The 13,680-nt window shown below is 76.2% G+C and carries 18 protein-coding genes and 1 tRNA gene; 9 read left to right on the forward strand and 10 right to left on the reverse strand.

The window, feature by feature from the left end; translation table 11 throughout:
* The first annotated feature begins 7 nt into the window (after window positions 1-7).
* Window positions 8-1,141: a tyrosine-type recombinase/integrase gene (locus JOD57_RS26960; RefSeq protein ID WP_204692908.1), complete on the forward strand. Its 1,134-nt coding sequence runs from the start codon at window positions 8-10 to the stop codon at window positions 1,139-1,141.
* A 19-nt stretch (window positions 1,142-1,160) separates the two neighbouring features.
* Here JOD57_RS26960 and JOD57_RS15945 read toward each other — a convergent pair.
* Window positions 1,161-1,236, reverse strand: a tRNA-Arg gene (locus JOD57_RS15945).
* A gap of 96 nt (window positions 1,237-1,332) precedes the next feature.
* On the opposite strand from JOD57_RS15945, the gene JOD57_RS15950 reads away from it, so the two are divergent.
* On the forward strand, window positions 1,333-1,713 hold the full coding sequence (locus JOD57_RS15950; protein WP_204692909.1) for a hypothetical protein: 381 nt from the start codon (window positions 1,333-1,335) through the stop codon (window positions 1,711-1,713).
* Here the strand turns inward: JOD57_RS15950 and JOD57_RS15955 are convergent.
* Window positions 1,602-2,498, reverse strand: coding sequence for an alpha/beta fold hydrolase (locus tag JOD57_RS15955; RefSeq protein WP_204692910.1), 897 nt, complete (start codon window positions 2,496-2,498; stop codon window positions 1,602-1,604). The two genes, JOD57_RS15950 and JOD57_RS15955, sit on opposite strands and share 112 nt — an antisense overlap.
* 163 nt (window positions 2,499-2,661) lie before the next feature.
* On the opposite strand from JOD57_RS15955, the gene JOD57_RS15960 reads away from it, so the two are divergent.
* From JOD57_RS15960 to JOD57_RS15980, 5 genes are read left to right on the forward strand one after another with little or no spacing between them, the layout of a single operon-like run.
* Window positions 2,662-3,327, forward strand: a complete 666-nt coding sequence (locus JOD57_RS15960) for a nucleoside/nucleotide kinase family protein (RefSeq protein ID WP_204692911.1) — start codon at window positions 2,662-2,664, stop codon at window positions 3,325-3,327.
* A 37-nt stretch (window positions 3,328-3,364) separates the two neighbouring features.
* On the forward strand, window positions 3,365-3,820 hold the full coding sequence (locus JOD57_RS15965) for an SRPBCC family protein (RefSeq protein WP_204692912.1): 456 nt from the start codon (window positions 3,365-3,367) through the stop codon (window positions 3,818-3,820).
* 40 nt (window positions 3,821-3,860) lie between these two features.
* A complete protein-coding gene (locus JOD57_RS15970) occupies window positions 3,861-4,727 on the forward strand; it encodes an NAD-dependent protein deacetylase (RefSeq protein ID WP_204692913.1) in 867 nt (288 codons plus the stop codon).
* Window positions 4,724-5,023 carry a biopolymer transporter Tol gene (locus JOD57_RS15975; protein ID WP_204692914.1) on the forward strand — a complete coding sequence of 100 codons (300 nt, stop codon included), beginning with the start codon at window positions 4,724-4,726 and terminating at the stop codon, window positions 5,021-5,023. The genes JOD57_RS15970 and JOD57_RS15975 overlap by 4 nt, the downstream gene beginning before the upstream one ends.
* A 31-nt stretch (window positions 5,024-5,054) precedes the next feature.
* A complete protein-coding gene (locus tag JOD57_RS15980) occupies window positions 5,055-6,017 on the forward strand; it encodes an MSMEG_6728 family protein (protein WP_204692915.1) in 963 nt (320 codons plus the stop codon).
* On the opposite strand, the gene JOD57_RS26965 is transcribed toward JOD57_RS15980, so the two are convergent.
* Genes JOD57_RS26965 through JOD57_RS15995 form a run of 3 tightly spaced genes read right to left on the reverse strand, consistent with a single transcriptional unit; the run spans window position 5,987 to window position 7,681 of the window.
* Window positions 5,987-6,874: a phosphotransferase family protein gene (locus tag JOD57_RS26965; RefSeq protein WP_204692916.1), complete on the reverse strand. Its 888-nt coding sequence runs from the start codon at window positions 6,872-6,874 to the stop codon at window positions 5,987-5,989. The genes JOD57_RS15980 and JOD57_RS26965 overlap by 31 nt on opposite strands.
* A gap of 13 nt (window positions 6,875-6,887) precedes the next feature.
* A complete protein-coding gene (locus tag JOD57_RS15990; protein WP_204692917.1) occupies window positions 6,888-7,325 on the reverse strand; it encodes a PaaI family thioesterase in 438 nt (145 codons plus the stop codon).
* Window positions 7,322-7,681: a VOC family protein gene (locus tag JOD57_RS15995; RefSeq protein WP_204692918.1), complete on the reverse strand. Its 360-nt coding sequence runs from the start codon at window positions 7,679-7,681 to the stop codon at window positions 7,322-7,324. Before JOD57_RS15995 ends, JOD57_RS15990 begins: the two co-directional genes overlap by 4 nt.
* An 87-nt stretch (window positions 7,682-7,768) precedes the next feature.
* Here JOD57_RS15995 and JOD57_RS16000 point away from each other — a divergent pair, with 87 nt between their 5' ends.
* Window positions 7,769-8,470, forward strand: a complete 702-nt coding sequence (locus JOD57_RS16000) for a YbaK/EbsC family protein (protein ID WP_204692919.1) — start codon at window positions 7,769-7,771, stop codon at window positions 8,468-8,470.
* A 54-nt stretch (window positions 8,471-8,524) separates the two neighbouring features.
* On the opposite strand, the gene cpaB is transcribed toward JOD57_RS16000, so the two are convergent.
* From cpaB to JOD57_RS25515, 3 genes are all read right to left on the reverse strand, one after another.
* Complete coding sequence (gene cpaB / locus JOD57_RS16005; RefSeq protein ID WP_204692920.1) at window positions 8,525-9,181, reverse strand: Flp pilus assembly protein CpaB; 657 nt, start codon at window positions 9,179-9,181, stop codon at window positions 8,525-8,527.
* Between the two features lie 85 nt (window positions 9,182-9,266).
* Window positions 9,267-9,599 (reverse strand): FmdB family zinc ribbon protein, encoded by a 333-nt coding sequence (locus JOD57_RS16010; protein ID WP_204692921.1) that lies wholly within the window; start codon window positions 9,597-9,599, stop codon window positions 9,267-9,269.
* A 164-nt stretch (window positions 9,600-9,763) separates the two neighbouring features.
* Window positions 9,764-9,937 (reverse strand): YkvA family protein, encoded by a 174-nt coding sequence (locus tag JOD57_RS25515; protein ID WP_239573224.1) that lies wholly within the window; start codon window positions 9,935-9,937, stop codon window positions 9,764-9,766.
* Window positions 9,938-10,437: 500 nt separating this feature from the next.
* Between JOD57_RS25515 and JOD57_RS16020 the strand changes: the two genes are divergently transcribed.
* A complete protein-coding gene (locus JOD57_RS16020; protein ID WP_204692922.1) occupies window positions 10,438-10,932 on the forward strand; it encodes a MarR family winged helix-turn-helix transcriptional regulator in 495 nt (164 codons plus the stop codon).
* A gap of 160 nt (window positions 10,933-11,092) precedes the next feature.
* Here the strand turns inward: JOD57_RS16020 and JOD57_RS16025 are convergent, their stop codons facing one another.
* Both JOD57_RS16025 and JOD57_RS16030 read right to left on the reverse strand, forming a co-directional pair.
* Window positions 11,093-12,289 carry a CaiB/BaiF CoA transferase family protein gene (locus JOD57_RS16025; RefSeq protein ID WP_204692923.1) on the reverse strand — a complete coding sequence of 399 codons (1,197 nt, stop codon included), beginning with the start codon at window positions 12,287-12,289 and terminating at the stop codon, window positions 11,093-11,095.
* 17 nt (window positions 12,290-12,306) lie between these two features.
* Window positions 12,307-13,680: an SLC13 family permease gene (locus tag JOD57_RS16030; protein ID WP_307824725.1), complete on the reverse strand. Its 1,374-nt coding sequence runs from the start codon at window positions 13,678-13,680 to the stop codon at window positions 12,307-12,309.

Genomic DNA, 13,680 nt, shown 5'->3' on the forward strand with positions numbered 1-13,680 from the left:
TACCGGCGTGCGACCCGACCAGAGGGGTGAGCGATGGCATACAAGCGCGGAGACAAGTGGGGTCGGCTTCTACCGCGACGCCGCCGGTAGGCAGCACACGAACGGGAACTTCCGCCGCAAGCGGGACGCCGACCTGTGGGAGCAGGAGCAGAAGTCGGCGATCAGGAACGACACCTGGGTCGACCCGGGTCGGTCGAAGATGACGGTGGGGCAGTGGTCCGAGACCTGGATGGCAGGCCGAGTCCACCTCAAGCCCAAGACCCTGTCGTCCTACCGGTCACTGCTGGCCACCCGTGTGCTCCCGACCTGGAACACGGTCCCGTTGACCAAGATCAGGCATTCCGACGTCGTCGCCTGGGTGGCCGCGATGCGCGCCGAACTGTCGGCGTCCAGGACCCGGCAGGCCTATCACCTGCTGTCCTCGATGCTGGACGACGCGGTGAGGGACAACCGGCTGGCACGGAACCCGGCCACCGGTGTCGGCCTGCCCCGCCTGCCGAGGTCCGACCGCCGCTACCTCACCCACCAGCAGCTCGCCGACCTGGCCGACGGCTGCGGCCCGCACCGCCTGATGGTCCTGGTGGCCGGTTACACCGGTCTGCGTTGGGGAGAGCTGACCGGCCTGCGTGCGCGTCGCGTGGACCCGCTCAGGGGGCGCATCGACGTCGTGGAGGCGGTCACCGAGGTCGACGGCGAGATGGTGTTCGGCCCGCCGAAGACCCATCAGCACCGCTCGGTGGTGGTGCCCCGCTTCATCCGGGAGGAGCTCAGCCGCCAGCTCGTCGGAAAGGCGCCGAGCGACCTGGTGTTCGCCTCCCGGGCCGGCACGCCGCTGCGGGTCCAGAACTTCCGACGCGACTGGTTCGACCGGGCGGCCGCCGCCGTTGGCCTCTCGGGCCTCACCCCGCACGAGCTCCGGCACACCGCCGCATCTCTCGCCATCGCCTCCGGCGCGTCGGTGAAGGGGGTGCAGTCGATGCTGGGCCACGCCTCGGCGCAGATGACGCTGGACCGCTACGGCCACCTGTTCCCCGACGAGCTGGACGCGGTCGCCGACCGCTTGGACGCCGCTCGTGCTGACCAGGTGCTGACTGAGCCCCGACCTGATGCCCTTGTGGCTCGCATCCGGCGCGCGGGCTAGCCGCTGACCAGCACTTTCGTGGTGCCCCCGGCAGGATTCGAACCTGCGACACACGGTTTAGGAAACCGATGCTCTATCCCCTGAGCTACGGGGGCTCGTCGGCCGGCGGCCGGGCGGGGAGTGCCGGTCGAGGTTAGCGAACTGGTGTCCGGAGGCTGCCCGCGGCGGTGCCGGCTGGCTACCGTCGGTCCATGGTGGTCCTGCTCGCCGAGCTGGTGCTCCTGCTGCTGGTCGCCGGTCTGCTGCTCTACGGGCTGGGCGTGTGGTCGGCCGGACCGTCCGCGCCCCCCGGCGCCCGGCCGGCCCAGCCGCCGGGACGCCGGCGCGCCCAGCTGGCCGCCGCGGTCGCCGCGGCCCGCTGGGCACCGGCGCACGACGAGGTCGACGGCGAGACGCGGGTGCTGCTGCGGCGCTCCTACACCGGCCTCGACGGGCTGCCGGTCGTGCTGGAGGACCGGGTCTACACGGCCTTCGCAGCGGCCGACCCGGCCTGGGAGGTGCGCTTCACCGAGGCGATGTCCGGCGCCCGGTTCCGCTGCTCGTACCTCAACGCGGAGGAGTCCGCGGGCTGAGCGGCCTGCGCGGCGGTCTCCTCGACGAGCCGCACGATCGTCCGCGGCCGGTCGGACTGCGGCGCGTGACCGGCCCAGACCAGCGGGACGAACCGGGAGCCCGGCGTCAGCGGCAGGTAGCGCACCGTCTGTCCCGAGGCGATCCAGTCGGCCACGCCCTGGACGAGGGTGACCGGGCAGTCGATGCGGTCCAGGCCCCGCGGGACGTCGAGCAGGAGCCCCCACAGCAGCGTGCGCCAGAAGTCGCGGGAGTCGGCGAACCCCTCCCGTGCCCCGACGGCCTCCTCGGGCGAGGTGGACCACGGGCGGGCCTTGAGCGGCGCCAGCAGCGCGGCGCGGCCCAGGGCCGAGCGCGACAGCGGGCCTACGAGCGGGGCCCCGGTGCGCATGACGACCCGGGCCAGGGCCATGCCGCTGCCCTGCACGACCCGCTCCGGCGGCACGTTGAGCCCGGACGGCGCGACCGCCACCACCGAGCGCGCGCGGCCGCGGCGGGCCAGCTCCAACGCCACGCGGGCACCGAGCGAGTTGCCGAGCACGTGCACCGACCCGATGCCCTCGTCGTCCAGCGTCCGCTCGACGGCGTCGGCGGTGGCCGCGACGGTGGGCCGCTCCTCCAGGGCCGGTGACCGGCCCACCCCGGGGAGGTCGACGTCGAGCACGTCAAAACGGCCGGTCAGCAGGGGGACGACGGCGGCGAAGTCGCGGCGCGAGCTGCCCATGCCGTGCAGGAGCAGCAGGGGCTCGCCCGAGCCGGCGCGGGTCCGGGACAGCAGTTCGTTCACCAGACGGGCCTACCCGGTGGTCAGCGAGCGGATCGGTGAGCCTGCTCACCCCTGCCCGTCAGGGGGCGGGCGGGCACCCCGGACCCTGACGGCGGCAGGATCGCGGCGTGGGATGCGCCGCCGCTGAGCCGGGGTCCGCGCCGGGTGCCGGACGGGGCGCGCCATGACGCTCGCCGCGGACCTCGCCGCCGCCGTCGGGGCGGTGGGGCGGCGCGGCCGTGCCCTGGTCGCCGTCGACGGGCCCGACGCCGCCGGCAAGACGACGCTGGCGGACCGGGTCGCCGCCCTGGTCGACCGGCCCGTGGTGCGGGCCTCGATCGACGGCTTCCACGCTCCCCGGGCCGTCCGCCTGCGACGCGGCGACCTGTCCCCGGAGGGCTGCTACCGCGACTCCTTCGACCTCGACGCCCTGCAGGACCGCCTGCTCGCGCCGTTCGCCCGCGGGGCGGCCGCCGTCGAGGTCGCGGTCTTCGACCACCGGACCGACCGGGCGGCCGTGGTGCGGGTGGACGACGTGCCGGCGGACGGCGTGCTGCTGGTGGACGGGGTGTTCCTGCTCCGCCCCGAGCTGCGCCGGTGGTGGACGCTCGGCGTGTACGTCCACGTGCCGGAGGAGGTGACGCTGGCGCGCGCTCTCCGGCGCGACCTGCCGGCCCCCGGCTCGGCGGAGGTGGTCGAGGAGCGGTACCGCGGCCGCTACCTCCCGGCGCAGGAGCTGTACCGGACCGAGGCGCGTCCGGTGGCGGCCGCACACGTCGTCGTCGACAACAGCGACCCCGCCGCACCGGAGGTCCTGCGGTGGTCCCGCCCGGCGGAACCGGCCCGCTGACCGGCGCCGGCCGGGCTCCTCGGGGCAGGATGGGCGCATGGGACAGGTCGTGGCCACCGCCGAACGCGTCGTCCGAGCTCCGGCTGACCGGGTGCGCGCCGCCCTCGCCGACTACGCCGGGACCCGCTCGCGCGTGCTGCCCGAGCAGTTCAGCGACTACCGCCTCGAGGCCGGCGGCCAGGGCTCGGGCACCCGCGTGCACTGGCGCTTCGCCGCGACGTCGAAGCGGGTGCGCGAGCAGCTGATCGAGGTGAGCGAGCCCGACGGCACGCTGGTCGAGCGCGACACCCGCTCGTCGATGGTGACCACCTGGACGGTCACCCCGGCCGACGCCGGCACCAGCACCGTGCGGGTGCGCACCACCTGGGACGGCGCCGGCGGCGTCGGGGGCTTCTTCGAGCGCACCTTCGCGCCCCGGGGTCTGCGCCGCGTCCACGACGACCTGCTCGGCCGCCTGGAGCAGGAGCTGTCGGCCTCCGCCGGCGCCGCCTGAGCCCACGGCGCGGTCCGCCGTTCGAGGGGACGATGGTCCGGTGACCGCCGCTCTCCCCGCCGTCGAGCCGACCCGCACCGGGGTCGCCGGGCTCGACGACCTGGCCGGCCTGGTCGCCGACGGTGACGTCCTCGTCCTGTCCGGCGCCGGCCTGTCCACCGACTCCGGCATCCCCGACTACCGGGGCGCCACCGGCTCGCTGCGCCGGCACACCCCGATGACCTGGCAGACCTTCCGCCGCGACCCCCGCGGCCGGCACCGCTACTGGGCGCGCAGCTACGTGGGCTGGCCGCAGATGGCCGCCGCCCGGCCGAACGCCGGCCACTCCGCCGTCGCCCGGCTGCAGCGCGCCGGCCTGCTCGGCGGGGTCGTCACGCAGAACGTCGACGGCCTGCACCAGGCCGCCGGCGCCCGCGACGTCGTCGAGCTGCACGGCGGCCTCGACCGGACCGTCTGCCTGGCCTGCGGCGACGTCGCCGGCCGCGCCGAGCTGCACCGGCGGCTGCGCGCGGCCAATCCCGGCTTCGGCCCGCACGCCGACGAGGTGAACCCCGACGGCGACGCCGAGCTCCCCGACGACGTGCTCGACGGCTTCGTGATGGTCGACTGCACCGCCTGCGGCGCCGGCCCCCTCAAGCCCGACGTCGTCTTCTTCGGCGAGACGGTGCCCCGCGACCGGGTCGACACCTGTTTCGACATGCTCGAGCACGCCGGCAGCCTGCTCGTCCTCGGCTCCTCGCTGACCGTCATGAGCGGCTACCGGTTCGTGCTGCGCGCCGCCGAGCTCGGCGTCCCGGTGGCCCTGGTCAACCTGGGGCCCACCCGCGGCGACGCCAGGGCCGACGTCCGCGTCGACGCCCCGCTGGGCACCGTCCTGCCGGAGCTCGCCCGCCGCTGCGGCGCGTGACCCGCCGCGAGGTCGGCCGCACCGACGACGGCCGCTGGATCGTCGTCGACGGGCGGCGGTGGCGGGCGGCCGACCCGTCCCTCCCCGACGACGTCCGCGCCCGGCTGCTGTCGCACCTGGGCACGGCCCGCTCGGCCGTCCGGACGGCGACCGACCCCGTCGCCGTGCGCGCCGCCCGCGACCGGGTGCAGCTGGCCAAGACCGGCCTCGGCGAGCGCGGCCCGGCCTGGTGGGAGCAGGACGACGGCGCCCGCCGCGCCCGCTGGGAGGCGGCGCTGGAGGCGCTCGGCGGTTGACCCGCCACCCGGGCGGGCAGGAACGGGCCCGATGCAGACCTTCCTGCCGGTGCCCGACTTCGTCGGGAGCGCCCGGTTGCTGGACTCCCCGCGCCTGGGCAAGCAGCGGGTGGAGACCCTCCAGGTGCTGCGCGCCCTCGAGCTGCCCGACTACGGCTGGGCCTCCCACCCGGTCGTGCACATGTGGCGCGGGCGCACCGCGGCGCTGGTCGTCTACGGCCTGGCGACGGTGCAGGTCTGGCGCGAGCGCGGCTTCGCCGACAGCACGCAGACGCTGATCGCGGAGTTCGCCCCCGACGTCGCCGGCGCCCCCCAGGACGAGCTGGCCCGCGCGGGGCTGCTGCCCTCCTGGGTCGGCAACGAGGCGCTGCACCTGTCGCACCGCTCGAACCTGCTGGCCAAGGACCCGGACTTCTACCGGCCGCTGTTCCAGCCGCTCTTCGGCGTCGAGCCCGACGACCTGCCCTACCTGTGGCCCGGCCCGGACGACGTCCCACCCGCCGCCGAGCCGGAGGGCACGCGGGTCTGGGTCGTGCGGCCGCGGGCGCACAACGAGCTCGGCGCCTGTCTGGCCGCCGGCGTCGTGGGGCTCGGCACCCAGTCGGGGATCGACGTCGACGCCACCGGTCTCTCGCCGGCCGAGCTGCGCGCCCTGGCGAAGGAGCTCTCGGGACGGCGGCCGAGCAAGGACCTGCGCCAGCTGTCGACCTTCCTCGACGAGATCCGCCCCGGAGACCCGGTGGGGCTGCCCGTCGAGCACGGCGCCGGCCTGCTGGTGGGGGAGGTGCTCGGGGACTACCTCTTCGAGGGACGCGAGCTGCTGCCGCACCGCCGGCCGGCCCGCTGGGACCGCGTCGTGCCGCGCGCCGCCGCCCGCCCGCCGGCGACGCTGCAGGACCCGCGGGCGCTGTTCTCCGTGGTCATCGACCCCGAGGTCCTGCCGCCGGCGCTGGCCGGCACCACCTACCGGGAGCCGGCGCTGCCGCTGGTCTGAGCGAGGACCTCGGTCAGCACCGCGGTGGCCCGCTCCCGCCGCTCCGGGTGGCCGGCCGCGACGACGGTCCACCACGCCGCCCCGTGCAGCCGGCGCAGCTCCAGCCAGGGCGCCAGCTCGGCGTCGGAGGGTGCACCCATCGCGTCCAGCGCCACCCGGCCGTCGAGCCGGGAGGTGCTGCGCAGGCAGGCGAGGTCCCACCCGACCGGCCCGGCGCAGGTGTCCTCGAGGTCGGTCCACCGCCACCCGTCCGGCGTGGCCAGCAGGTTGCCGGGGTGCGCGTCACCGTGCAGGGGCCGCACGGGTACGCCGGCCAGCCGCGGTCGCAGCCGGTCGAGTCGCTCCGTCATCCGCGCGCGGACGGCGGCGGGGACACCCCAGTCGCCGGCCCGCCCGGTGAAGGCGGCCAGGTCGTCGAGCGGGGTGTCCAGCGGCGTCCCGGTCACGGGCAGATCGGCCAGCACGCCGTGCAGCGCGGCCAGCGCGGCGGCCACCTCGGCCGGACCGGGCGCGGTGGGCAGCACCTCGACGTGCCGCCAGAAGGTCAGCGTCAGTCCTCCGTGCTCGTGCGGTCCGGGCGGCAGCAGGTCGCTCGGGGGGACGACGGCGGCGCCGGCCGCGGCCAGCCCGCCGGCCACGGCGACCTCGCGGCCGAACGGGCGGCCCGGGTCCGGGCGCAGCAGCGGCGTCAGGGTGGCCACCCGCGCCACCACCGGCGCCGGGGCGAGGTGCACGACGACGTTGACGCCGTCGTGCACCACCTCCGCCCCGGCGGACCGGACGCCGTGCGCGGCGGCCACCGCCGTGGCGGCGGCGACCGCGCGGGCCCGGCGCCCGGTCGCGTCGGACGTGGTCACGCCCCGGGCGGGATCACGAGCCGGGTCGCTCCGTTCCCGGCAGGGGCACGTTCTGCAGGCGCACCTGCCCGCGGGCGACGAGCTTGCCGTCCTCGGCGCGGGTCAGCAGCACCTGCCACAGCTGCAGGGTGCGGCCCTGCTGCACCGGCTCGGCCACGACGTCGACCCGGCCGGCGGTGACCGGCCGCAGGAAGTCGGTGCTGTTGTTCACCCCGACGGCGAACTGGCCGCGGTCGGCGACGGCGACGCTGGCCCCGATCGACGCCGCCGACTCGACGACCGCGCAGTAGACCCCGCCGTGCACCACGCCCCACGGCGTGTGCTGGTCGGGGCCGAGCTCGACGGTGCCGGTGACGCGGGTGCCGCTGATCTCCGCGACGTCGAAGCCGGTGGCCGCGACGAAGGCGCTGGCCGAGGCGCGGTCCACGCCCGGCATCTCCGGCCCGCTCATGCGTCCCACACCAGGCAGAAGGGGTGGCCTGCCGGGTCGGCGTAGACGCGGAAGTCGCCCCCGCCACCGGGCAGCGTCCGCGCGCCGAGCGCGAGCACCTCCGGCTCGGCCTGCTCGATGTCGGCGACCCGCACGTCGAGGTGGAACTGCTGGGGTCGGCCGGGGTCGGGCCAGTCCGGTGGCACCAGGTCCGGCGCCTGCTGGAAGGCCAGCCGGTACCCCTGGCCGGTCACCACGACCCAGTCGTCGCCGGGTCCGCCCGTGCTCACCTCCATCCCGAGCAGGTCGGCGTAGAAGGTGGCGAGCGCGTGCGCGTCGGGCGCGTCGATCACGACGGAGTGCAGCTGACCGATCATGGTCCTCATCCTGCTGGCTGCCGGTCCCGCCCACCCGCCGGGGACCTGCCGTTCGTCGCGGGGATCCAGGCGGGGCAGGATCGGGGGGTGCCGGAGACCCCTGATGCCCCCGCGCCCGCCCTCGGCTCGCTGACCTGGGTCCCCGCGGCCGAGCGGCCCGACCTGCTCGGCGCGCCGGTGGCCGCGGCGCTGCCCGCGCTGCCCGGCCCGGCCTGGGTGGCCCCGGTCGACGACGACCTGGCCGACACCGCCGCCTTCACCGCCGCCTACGGGGTGCCCCCCGAGGCCTCGGCCAACTGTGTCGTCGTGGCCGCGCGCCGGGCGGGGCAGACGACGATGGTCGCCTGCGTCGTCCTGGCCACCACCCGCGCCGACGTCAACGGCCTGGTGCGCCGGCACCTGGGCGCGCGCAAGGCGTCGTTCGCGCCGCAGGACGTCGCGGTCGCCGAGAGCGGGATGGCCTACGGCGGCATCACGCCGATCGGCCTGCCGGCGTCCTGGCCGGTGCTGGTCGACGCCGCGGTGGCCGCCGCCGACCTCGTGGTCGTCGGCTCGGGCACGCGCGGCGCCAAGCTCGCCGTGCCCGGGCCGGTGCTGGCCGCGCTCCCGGCCGCCGCGGTGCTCGACGGCCTGGGCGTGCCGGTCGAGGGCGGTCCGCCCCCGGCGCCCGCCGCGCCCGCCGAGCGGGCGCCGGACGACCGCGACGTCGGCTGGGGTGAGCGGCCCGAGGAGCGCGACGACGACCGCCGGTACCTCGAGGACCGCCCCCCGCACTGGGGCAGCGACTGACCCCTCGGCGCCGGCCGGGCAGGGTCGCGGCGCCCGGCCGATCCCGGCGGGTCCTCACGGCGGGCCGGGTCCGGCCGGGAGGCTGAGCGTGAGCGTCGCGGTGGTCGCCGCCGCGGCCAGGGCGGCGGCGGTGGCCTCGTCGACGGCGAGCACGAGCAGCCCGGCGTCGGTCGGCGCCGTGGCGTCCTCCGTGGCGTCCTCCGTGGCGGCCCGCGGAGCGGCCAGGACCAGCGCGGCCCGGGCGACCACCTCGGCCCGGACGGCACCGGGCGCGGTGGCCAGCACGTCGACCCGGTCGCCGGCGGTGGCCAGCCCGGCCACGGCCAGGTCGGCCAGCCGGACGGGCGTGGCGACCTGACCGGTGGGGAGCAGCGCGGTCAGCCCCGGGCCGACCAGGCGGACGTCGGTGACCGGCTCGCCGGCCCGCACCGGCGCGGCGAGCACCCGGCCGGTGAGCGCGGCGGGGTCGAGGGCCACCCCGGCCGGCACGGCGGCGTCCGGCAGCGCGGTCGACGCCAGGTCCGCCGTCGCCAGCACCGTGCCGGCCGGGAGGTCGGCGGCGGCGGTGACCACGGGTGTCCCGGGCGGTGGCACCGCGGCCGGTGCCGCGGGCGGGCGGAGGGCCAGCACCAGCGCGCCGACGGCGAGGGCCGCGGCCAGGCACCGGCGCAGGAGGGTGACGGGGGAGCGGGGTCGGCGCAGGCGCAGCACCGGCCCAGGCTCGCCGCCCGGCGCCGCCGGCAGGGGCGGCGCCGCGGAGCTGTGGAGAGCGCGTCGGGCTGTGGACGCGCCACCGTCAGCCGGAGGCGGCCTTGGTCCCGCTCGGGGAGGGGGTGCTCGAGGTGGCCGACTCCTTCTTCGCCGCCGGGGCCGACGGCGAGGACGAGTCGGACGACGAGCCGGACGACGACGTGCCCGAGGACGACGAGTCGCCGGCCGAGGCCTTCGACCGGCTGTCGGTGCGGTAGAAGCCCGATCCCTTGAAGACGACGCCGATCGAGCCGTACACCTTGCGCACCGGGGCACCGCAGGTCGGGCACTCGGCCACGGGCGCGTCGGTGAAGGACTGCACGACCTCGAACTGGTGCTTGTCCTCGGGGTTGGTGCAGGCGTACTGGTACGTGGGCACGGCGGGACACTCCTGGTCGAGCGTGGGTCGGGCGGTCCCGGTGCCGGTCGGGTGGCTGGCACTCGGGACCCTCGACTGCCAATGATGCGACACGCTGGCCGCAGCGTCCACGCACCGTGACCGGTGTCGGGCCGCCGGGCACCCGGCACGGGCGGACGGCGGCCTCAGCCGGGCATCCGGGTCGCCCGGTGGAGGGCGGCCAGACCGTCGGGTGCGCCCGGCCGGTGCCGCGCGACCGCCTCGGACCCGGCGCGGCGGGCCACCGACCGCAGCACGAGGGCGACGACCTCGTCGTCGGCGTGGCCGAGCACCGGCAGGACGTCGGGCACCAGGTCCACCGGCGACAGGAGGTGGGCCAGCAGCCGCCACGGCGCCGGATCCGCACGCCCCGCGGCAGCGTCCGGTCGGCGGCCAGTCGCCGCACCAGCCGCAGCACGTCGGGGATCGGGGAGCAGCCGCAGGAGCTCCCGCAGCCGCAGCTCGTCGGGCCGGTGCAGCAGAGCGCCGCGACCAGCAGCACCCAGCACAGCAGCCCGCCGGCGACGCCGGCCACCGTCCACGCCCACGACGGCATCAGGTGCCGCTCCCGTCCCGGGTCCGCACACCCTCCCGGCGGTTCCCGGGGCGGGACCCGCGTCACCGGCCGGCCGAGGAGACCTCCGGGGTCGGTGGTGCACGGGTCGCCGTCCCTCCGTCGGTGGTCGCCGGGGTGGTGGCGGACGCCGACCAGCGGGTACGCCGAGGCCCCCGGGACGCCCGCCCAGCGCCCCACGCCGTGAGCGCTGCACGCGCTCGGGCAGGGGCTATCAAGGTCCAACACGCCGGTAGCCTCCCGCGCGTGACACACCCCTGGCTCGACGAGACGCAGCAGCGTGCCTGGCGGGCGTGGCTGACCGTCGCGGAGCTGCTGCCGCGCGAGCTCGACACCCAGCTCCAGCGTGACGCCGGGCTCACCCACGCCGCCTACATCGTCCTCGCGATGCTCTCGGAGGCCCCCGGCCGCAGCCGCCGGATGAGCGACCTCGCCCGGCGGGCCAACCAGTCGCAGAGCCGGCTCTCGCACACCGTCGCCCGGCTCGAGGACCGCGGGTGGGTCCGGCGCGAGCGGTCCCCCGAGGACGGCCGCGGCAACGTGGCCGTGCTCACCGACGCCGGGTGGGACGTCGTCCGCGACGTCGCCCCCGGTCACGTCGCCGCGGTCCGCGCCGCGCTGTTCGACCCGCTCACCCCGCAGCAGACCGAGTCCCTGCGCGACATCCTGGAGACCGTCGTCGACCGGCTCGACCCCGACGCCAGCCGGCGCGTGGCCCACGGCAGCGACGTCGCCGGCTGAGCGACCCGGCCCGGCGGCTCTCCCGCGACGACGTCGGCGAGCTCGAGGACCGGCGTGCCGCTCCGGGCGCAGCGCGCGCCGTCCTGACCGTCGAGGGCCGTCCTCCCGCACCGCAGCGCGTCCTCCCGCACCGCCCACGGTGAGGGAGGACGCGCCACGATCAGGTCACCTGATCGTGGCCGCCGGAGAGCCAGGCGCGGATCTCGGCGTCCGAGCCGCCCAGGACCGGCGGCGCGGCGTGGTCGCGGCGGGTCGTCTCGGTCTCGCCGTCGGGACCGGGGGCGAAGAAGCGCAGCGGCGGGCCGGGCAGCTGCAGCCGGCCCAGCGTGGCGTGCTCGACGTCGACCAGCAGGCCCTGCGACAGGGTCTGCTCCCAGCCGTAGACCTCGTCGATCGTGCGCACCTTCCCGGCGGGGACGCCGGCGGCGGCCAGCCGGGCGAGCAGGTCCTCGGGTGGGATGTCGGCGAAGACCCCCTCCAGCAGATCGATCACCCGGTCCCGGTTGCCCACGCGCTCGCCGTTGGTGGCCAGGCCCGGCGCCTCGGGGTCCAGGCCGAACTCGGCGCACAGCCGCCGCCACAGCCCCTCCGACCCGCAGGACAGCTGCACGCTGCCGCCCCTGCAGTGGAAGAGGCCGTAGGGCGCGATCGAGGGGTGGTGGTTGCCCTGGGCGCGGCCGACCTGCCCACCCACGGTCCACGCCGTCCCCTGGAAGGCGTGCACGCCGACGATCGCGGCCAGCAGCGAGGTGCGCACCACCTGCCCGCGGCCGGTCCGCTCGCGCTCGTGCAGCGCGGCGAGGACGCCGTAGGCGCCGTACATGCCGGCCAGCAGGTCACCGATCGGGACGCCGACCCGCTGCGGGTCCTCCGGTCCCGGCCCGGTCAGCGACATCAGCCCGGCCTCGCCCTGGGCGATCTGGTCGTACCCGGCCCTGCTGCCCTCGGGCCCGTCGTGGCCGAAGCCGCTGATCGACAGGGTCACCAGCCGCGGGTTGAGCTCGGCGAGCACCCCGGTGCCGAAACCGAGACGGGCCAGCGTGCCGGGCCGGAAGTTCTCCAGCAGGACGTCGGCGCGGCGCACCAGCTCCCGCAGCAGCTCCTTGTCGCTCTCGTCCTTGAGGTCGAGGGTGACCGACTCCTTGTTGCGGTTGGCCGACAGGAAGTACGTCGACTCCCGGTCGCCGGAGTCCGGCTGCACGAACGGCGGTCCCCAGCCGCGGGTGTCGTCGCCGCTGCCGGGGCTCTCCACCTTGATGACGCGGGCGCCCAGGTCGCCGAGCATCATCGCGGCGTGCGGCCCGGCCAGGGCGCGGGTCAGGTCGACGACGAGGACGCCGTCCAGTGGTCCGGTCACGACGGCTCCCGATCGGGTCACAGCCAGCCCGGGACGACGAAGACCAGCCAGGCCAGGAACGGTCCGACGGTCACGACGATCCCGGAGTAGGCGAGGATCTGCTTGTAGAAGCGGTCCCGGTCGACGTCCTGCGCGTTGGCCAGCACCAGCGCGCCGTTGGTCGAGAACGGGCTGACGTCGACGATCGTCGACGCCACGGACAGGGCGACCACCACGCCGACGGCGCTGATGGCCCCCGACTCCAGGAACGGCACCGCCAGCAGGATGGCGACGCCGATGATCGCGGTCGAGGAGGCGAAGGCCGACACCACGCCGCCGATGTAGGCCAGCAGCAGCGCGATCACCAGCGGGACGCCGAGGCCGATCACCGCGTCGCCGACGTAGTCGATCGTCCCGGCCTCCTGCAGGACGAACACGAAGGTCAGCACGCCGGCGATGAGCAGCACGGTCGACCAGCTGATCTGGGTGACCGCCCCCTTGTGCTGCTGCGCCGAGAAGAGCGCGAGGACGACCGCGACGGTGATGGCGACGAACCCGATGTCGAGGTCGAAGACGAGCGCGAGGACGGCGACGACCACGAGCCCGACCAGCGTGACGACCTGCTCGAGGCGCACCGGCTGGGGGACGTCGGGGTGGACGTGCTCGTCGTCGTCCCCGCCGACCCCGGGCCCGGGTGCGGCGCCGTGCCCCCGGACGAGGGTGCCGTGCGCGTGCTCGGTGTGGGCCAGGGGTTCGGCCGCCACCTTCCGGCCGAGCAGCCGGCGGCCGCCGAGGGCGAAGAACAGGACCAGCGCGATGGCCAGGTTGAAGAGCAGGGCACCCAGGAAGACCGCCAGCGGGCTGCTCGGCAGGCCCGACTCCTCGACGATCTCGTTGACCGTGACGCCGTAGACGCTGATGGGGGAGAAGCCGCCGCCCTGGGCGCCGTGGATGACCATCATGCCCATCAGCAGCGGGCTGATCCCGTGCCGCGCGGCGAAGGTGAGCGCGATCGGCGCGATGATCGCCACCGCCGCGGGGGAGAGCGCCCCGATGGCGGTGAGCACCGCGGTGACGAGGAACATGATCCAGGGGATGGCGGCCACGTGGCCGCCGACCAGGCGCACGGCCCCGCGCACCAGCAGGTCGACGGTGCCGTTGTTCTGCGCGATGGCGAACAGGTACGTGACGCCGATGAGGGTGAGCACCAGTCCGGCCGGGAAACCGGCGAGGATGTCGTCGGTGCTCAGCCCGACCGACAGGGTCCCGACCACGAAGGCGGCGACGAAGGCCAGCGCGCCCATGTTGATGGGCAGGAACGTGGCGATCGCGAAGATCGCGACGAGCGCCAGGATGGTGACGATCTCCGGTGACACGGTGGCCTTCCTGTCGACGCTGACGGGTCGGCCCAC

Origin of the sequence: Geodermatophilus bullaregiensis, assembly GCF_016907675.1 — a bacterium.
Classification (GTDB): domain Bacteria; phylum Actinomycetota; class Actinomycetes; order Mycobacteriales; family Geodermatophilaceae; genus Geodermatophilus; species Geodermatophilus bullaregiensis.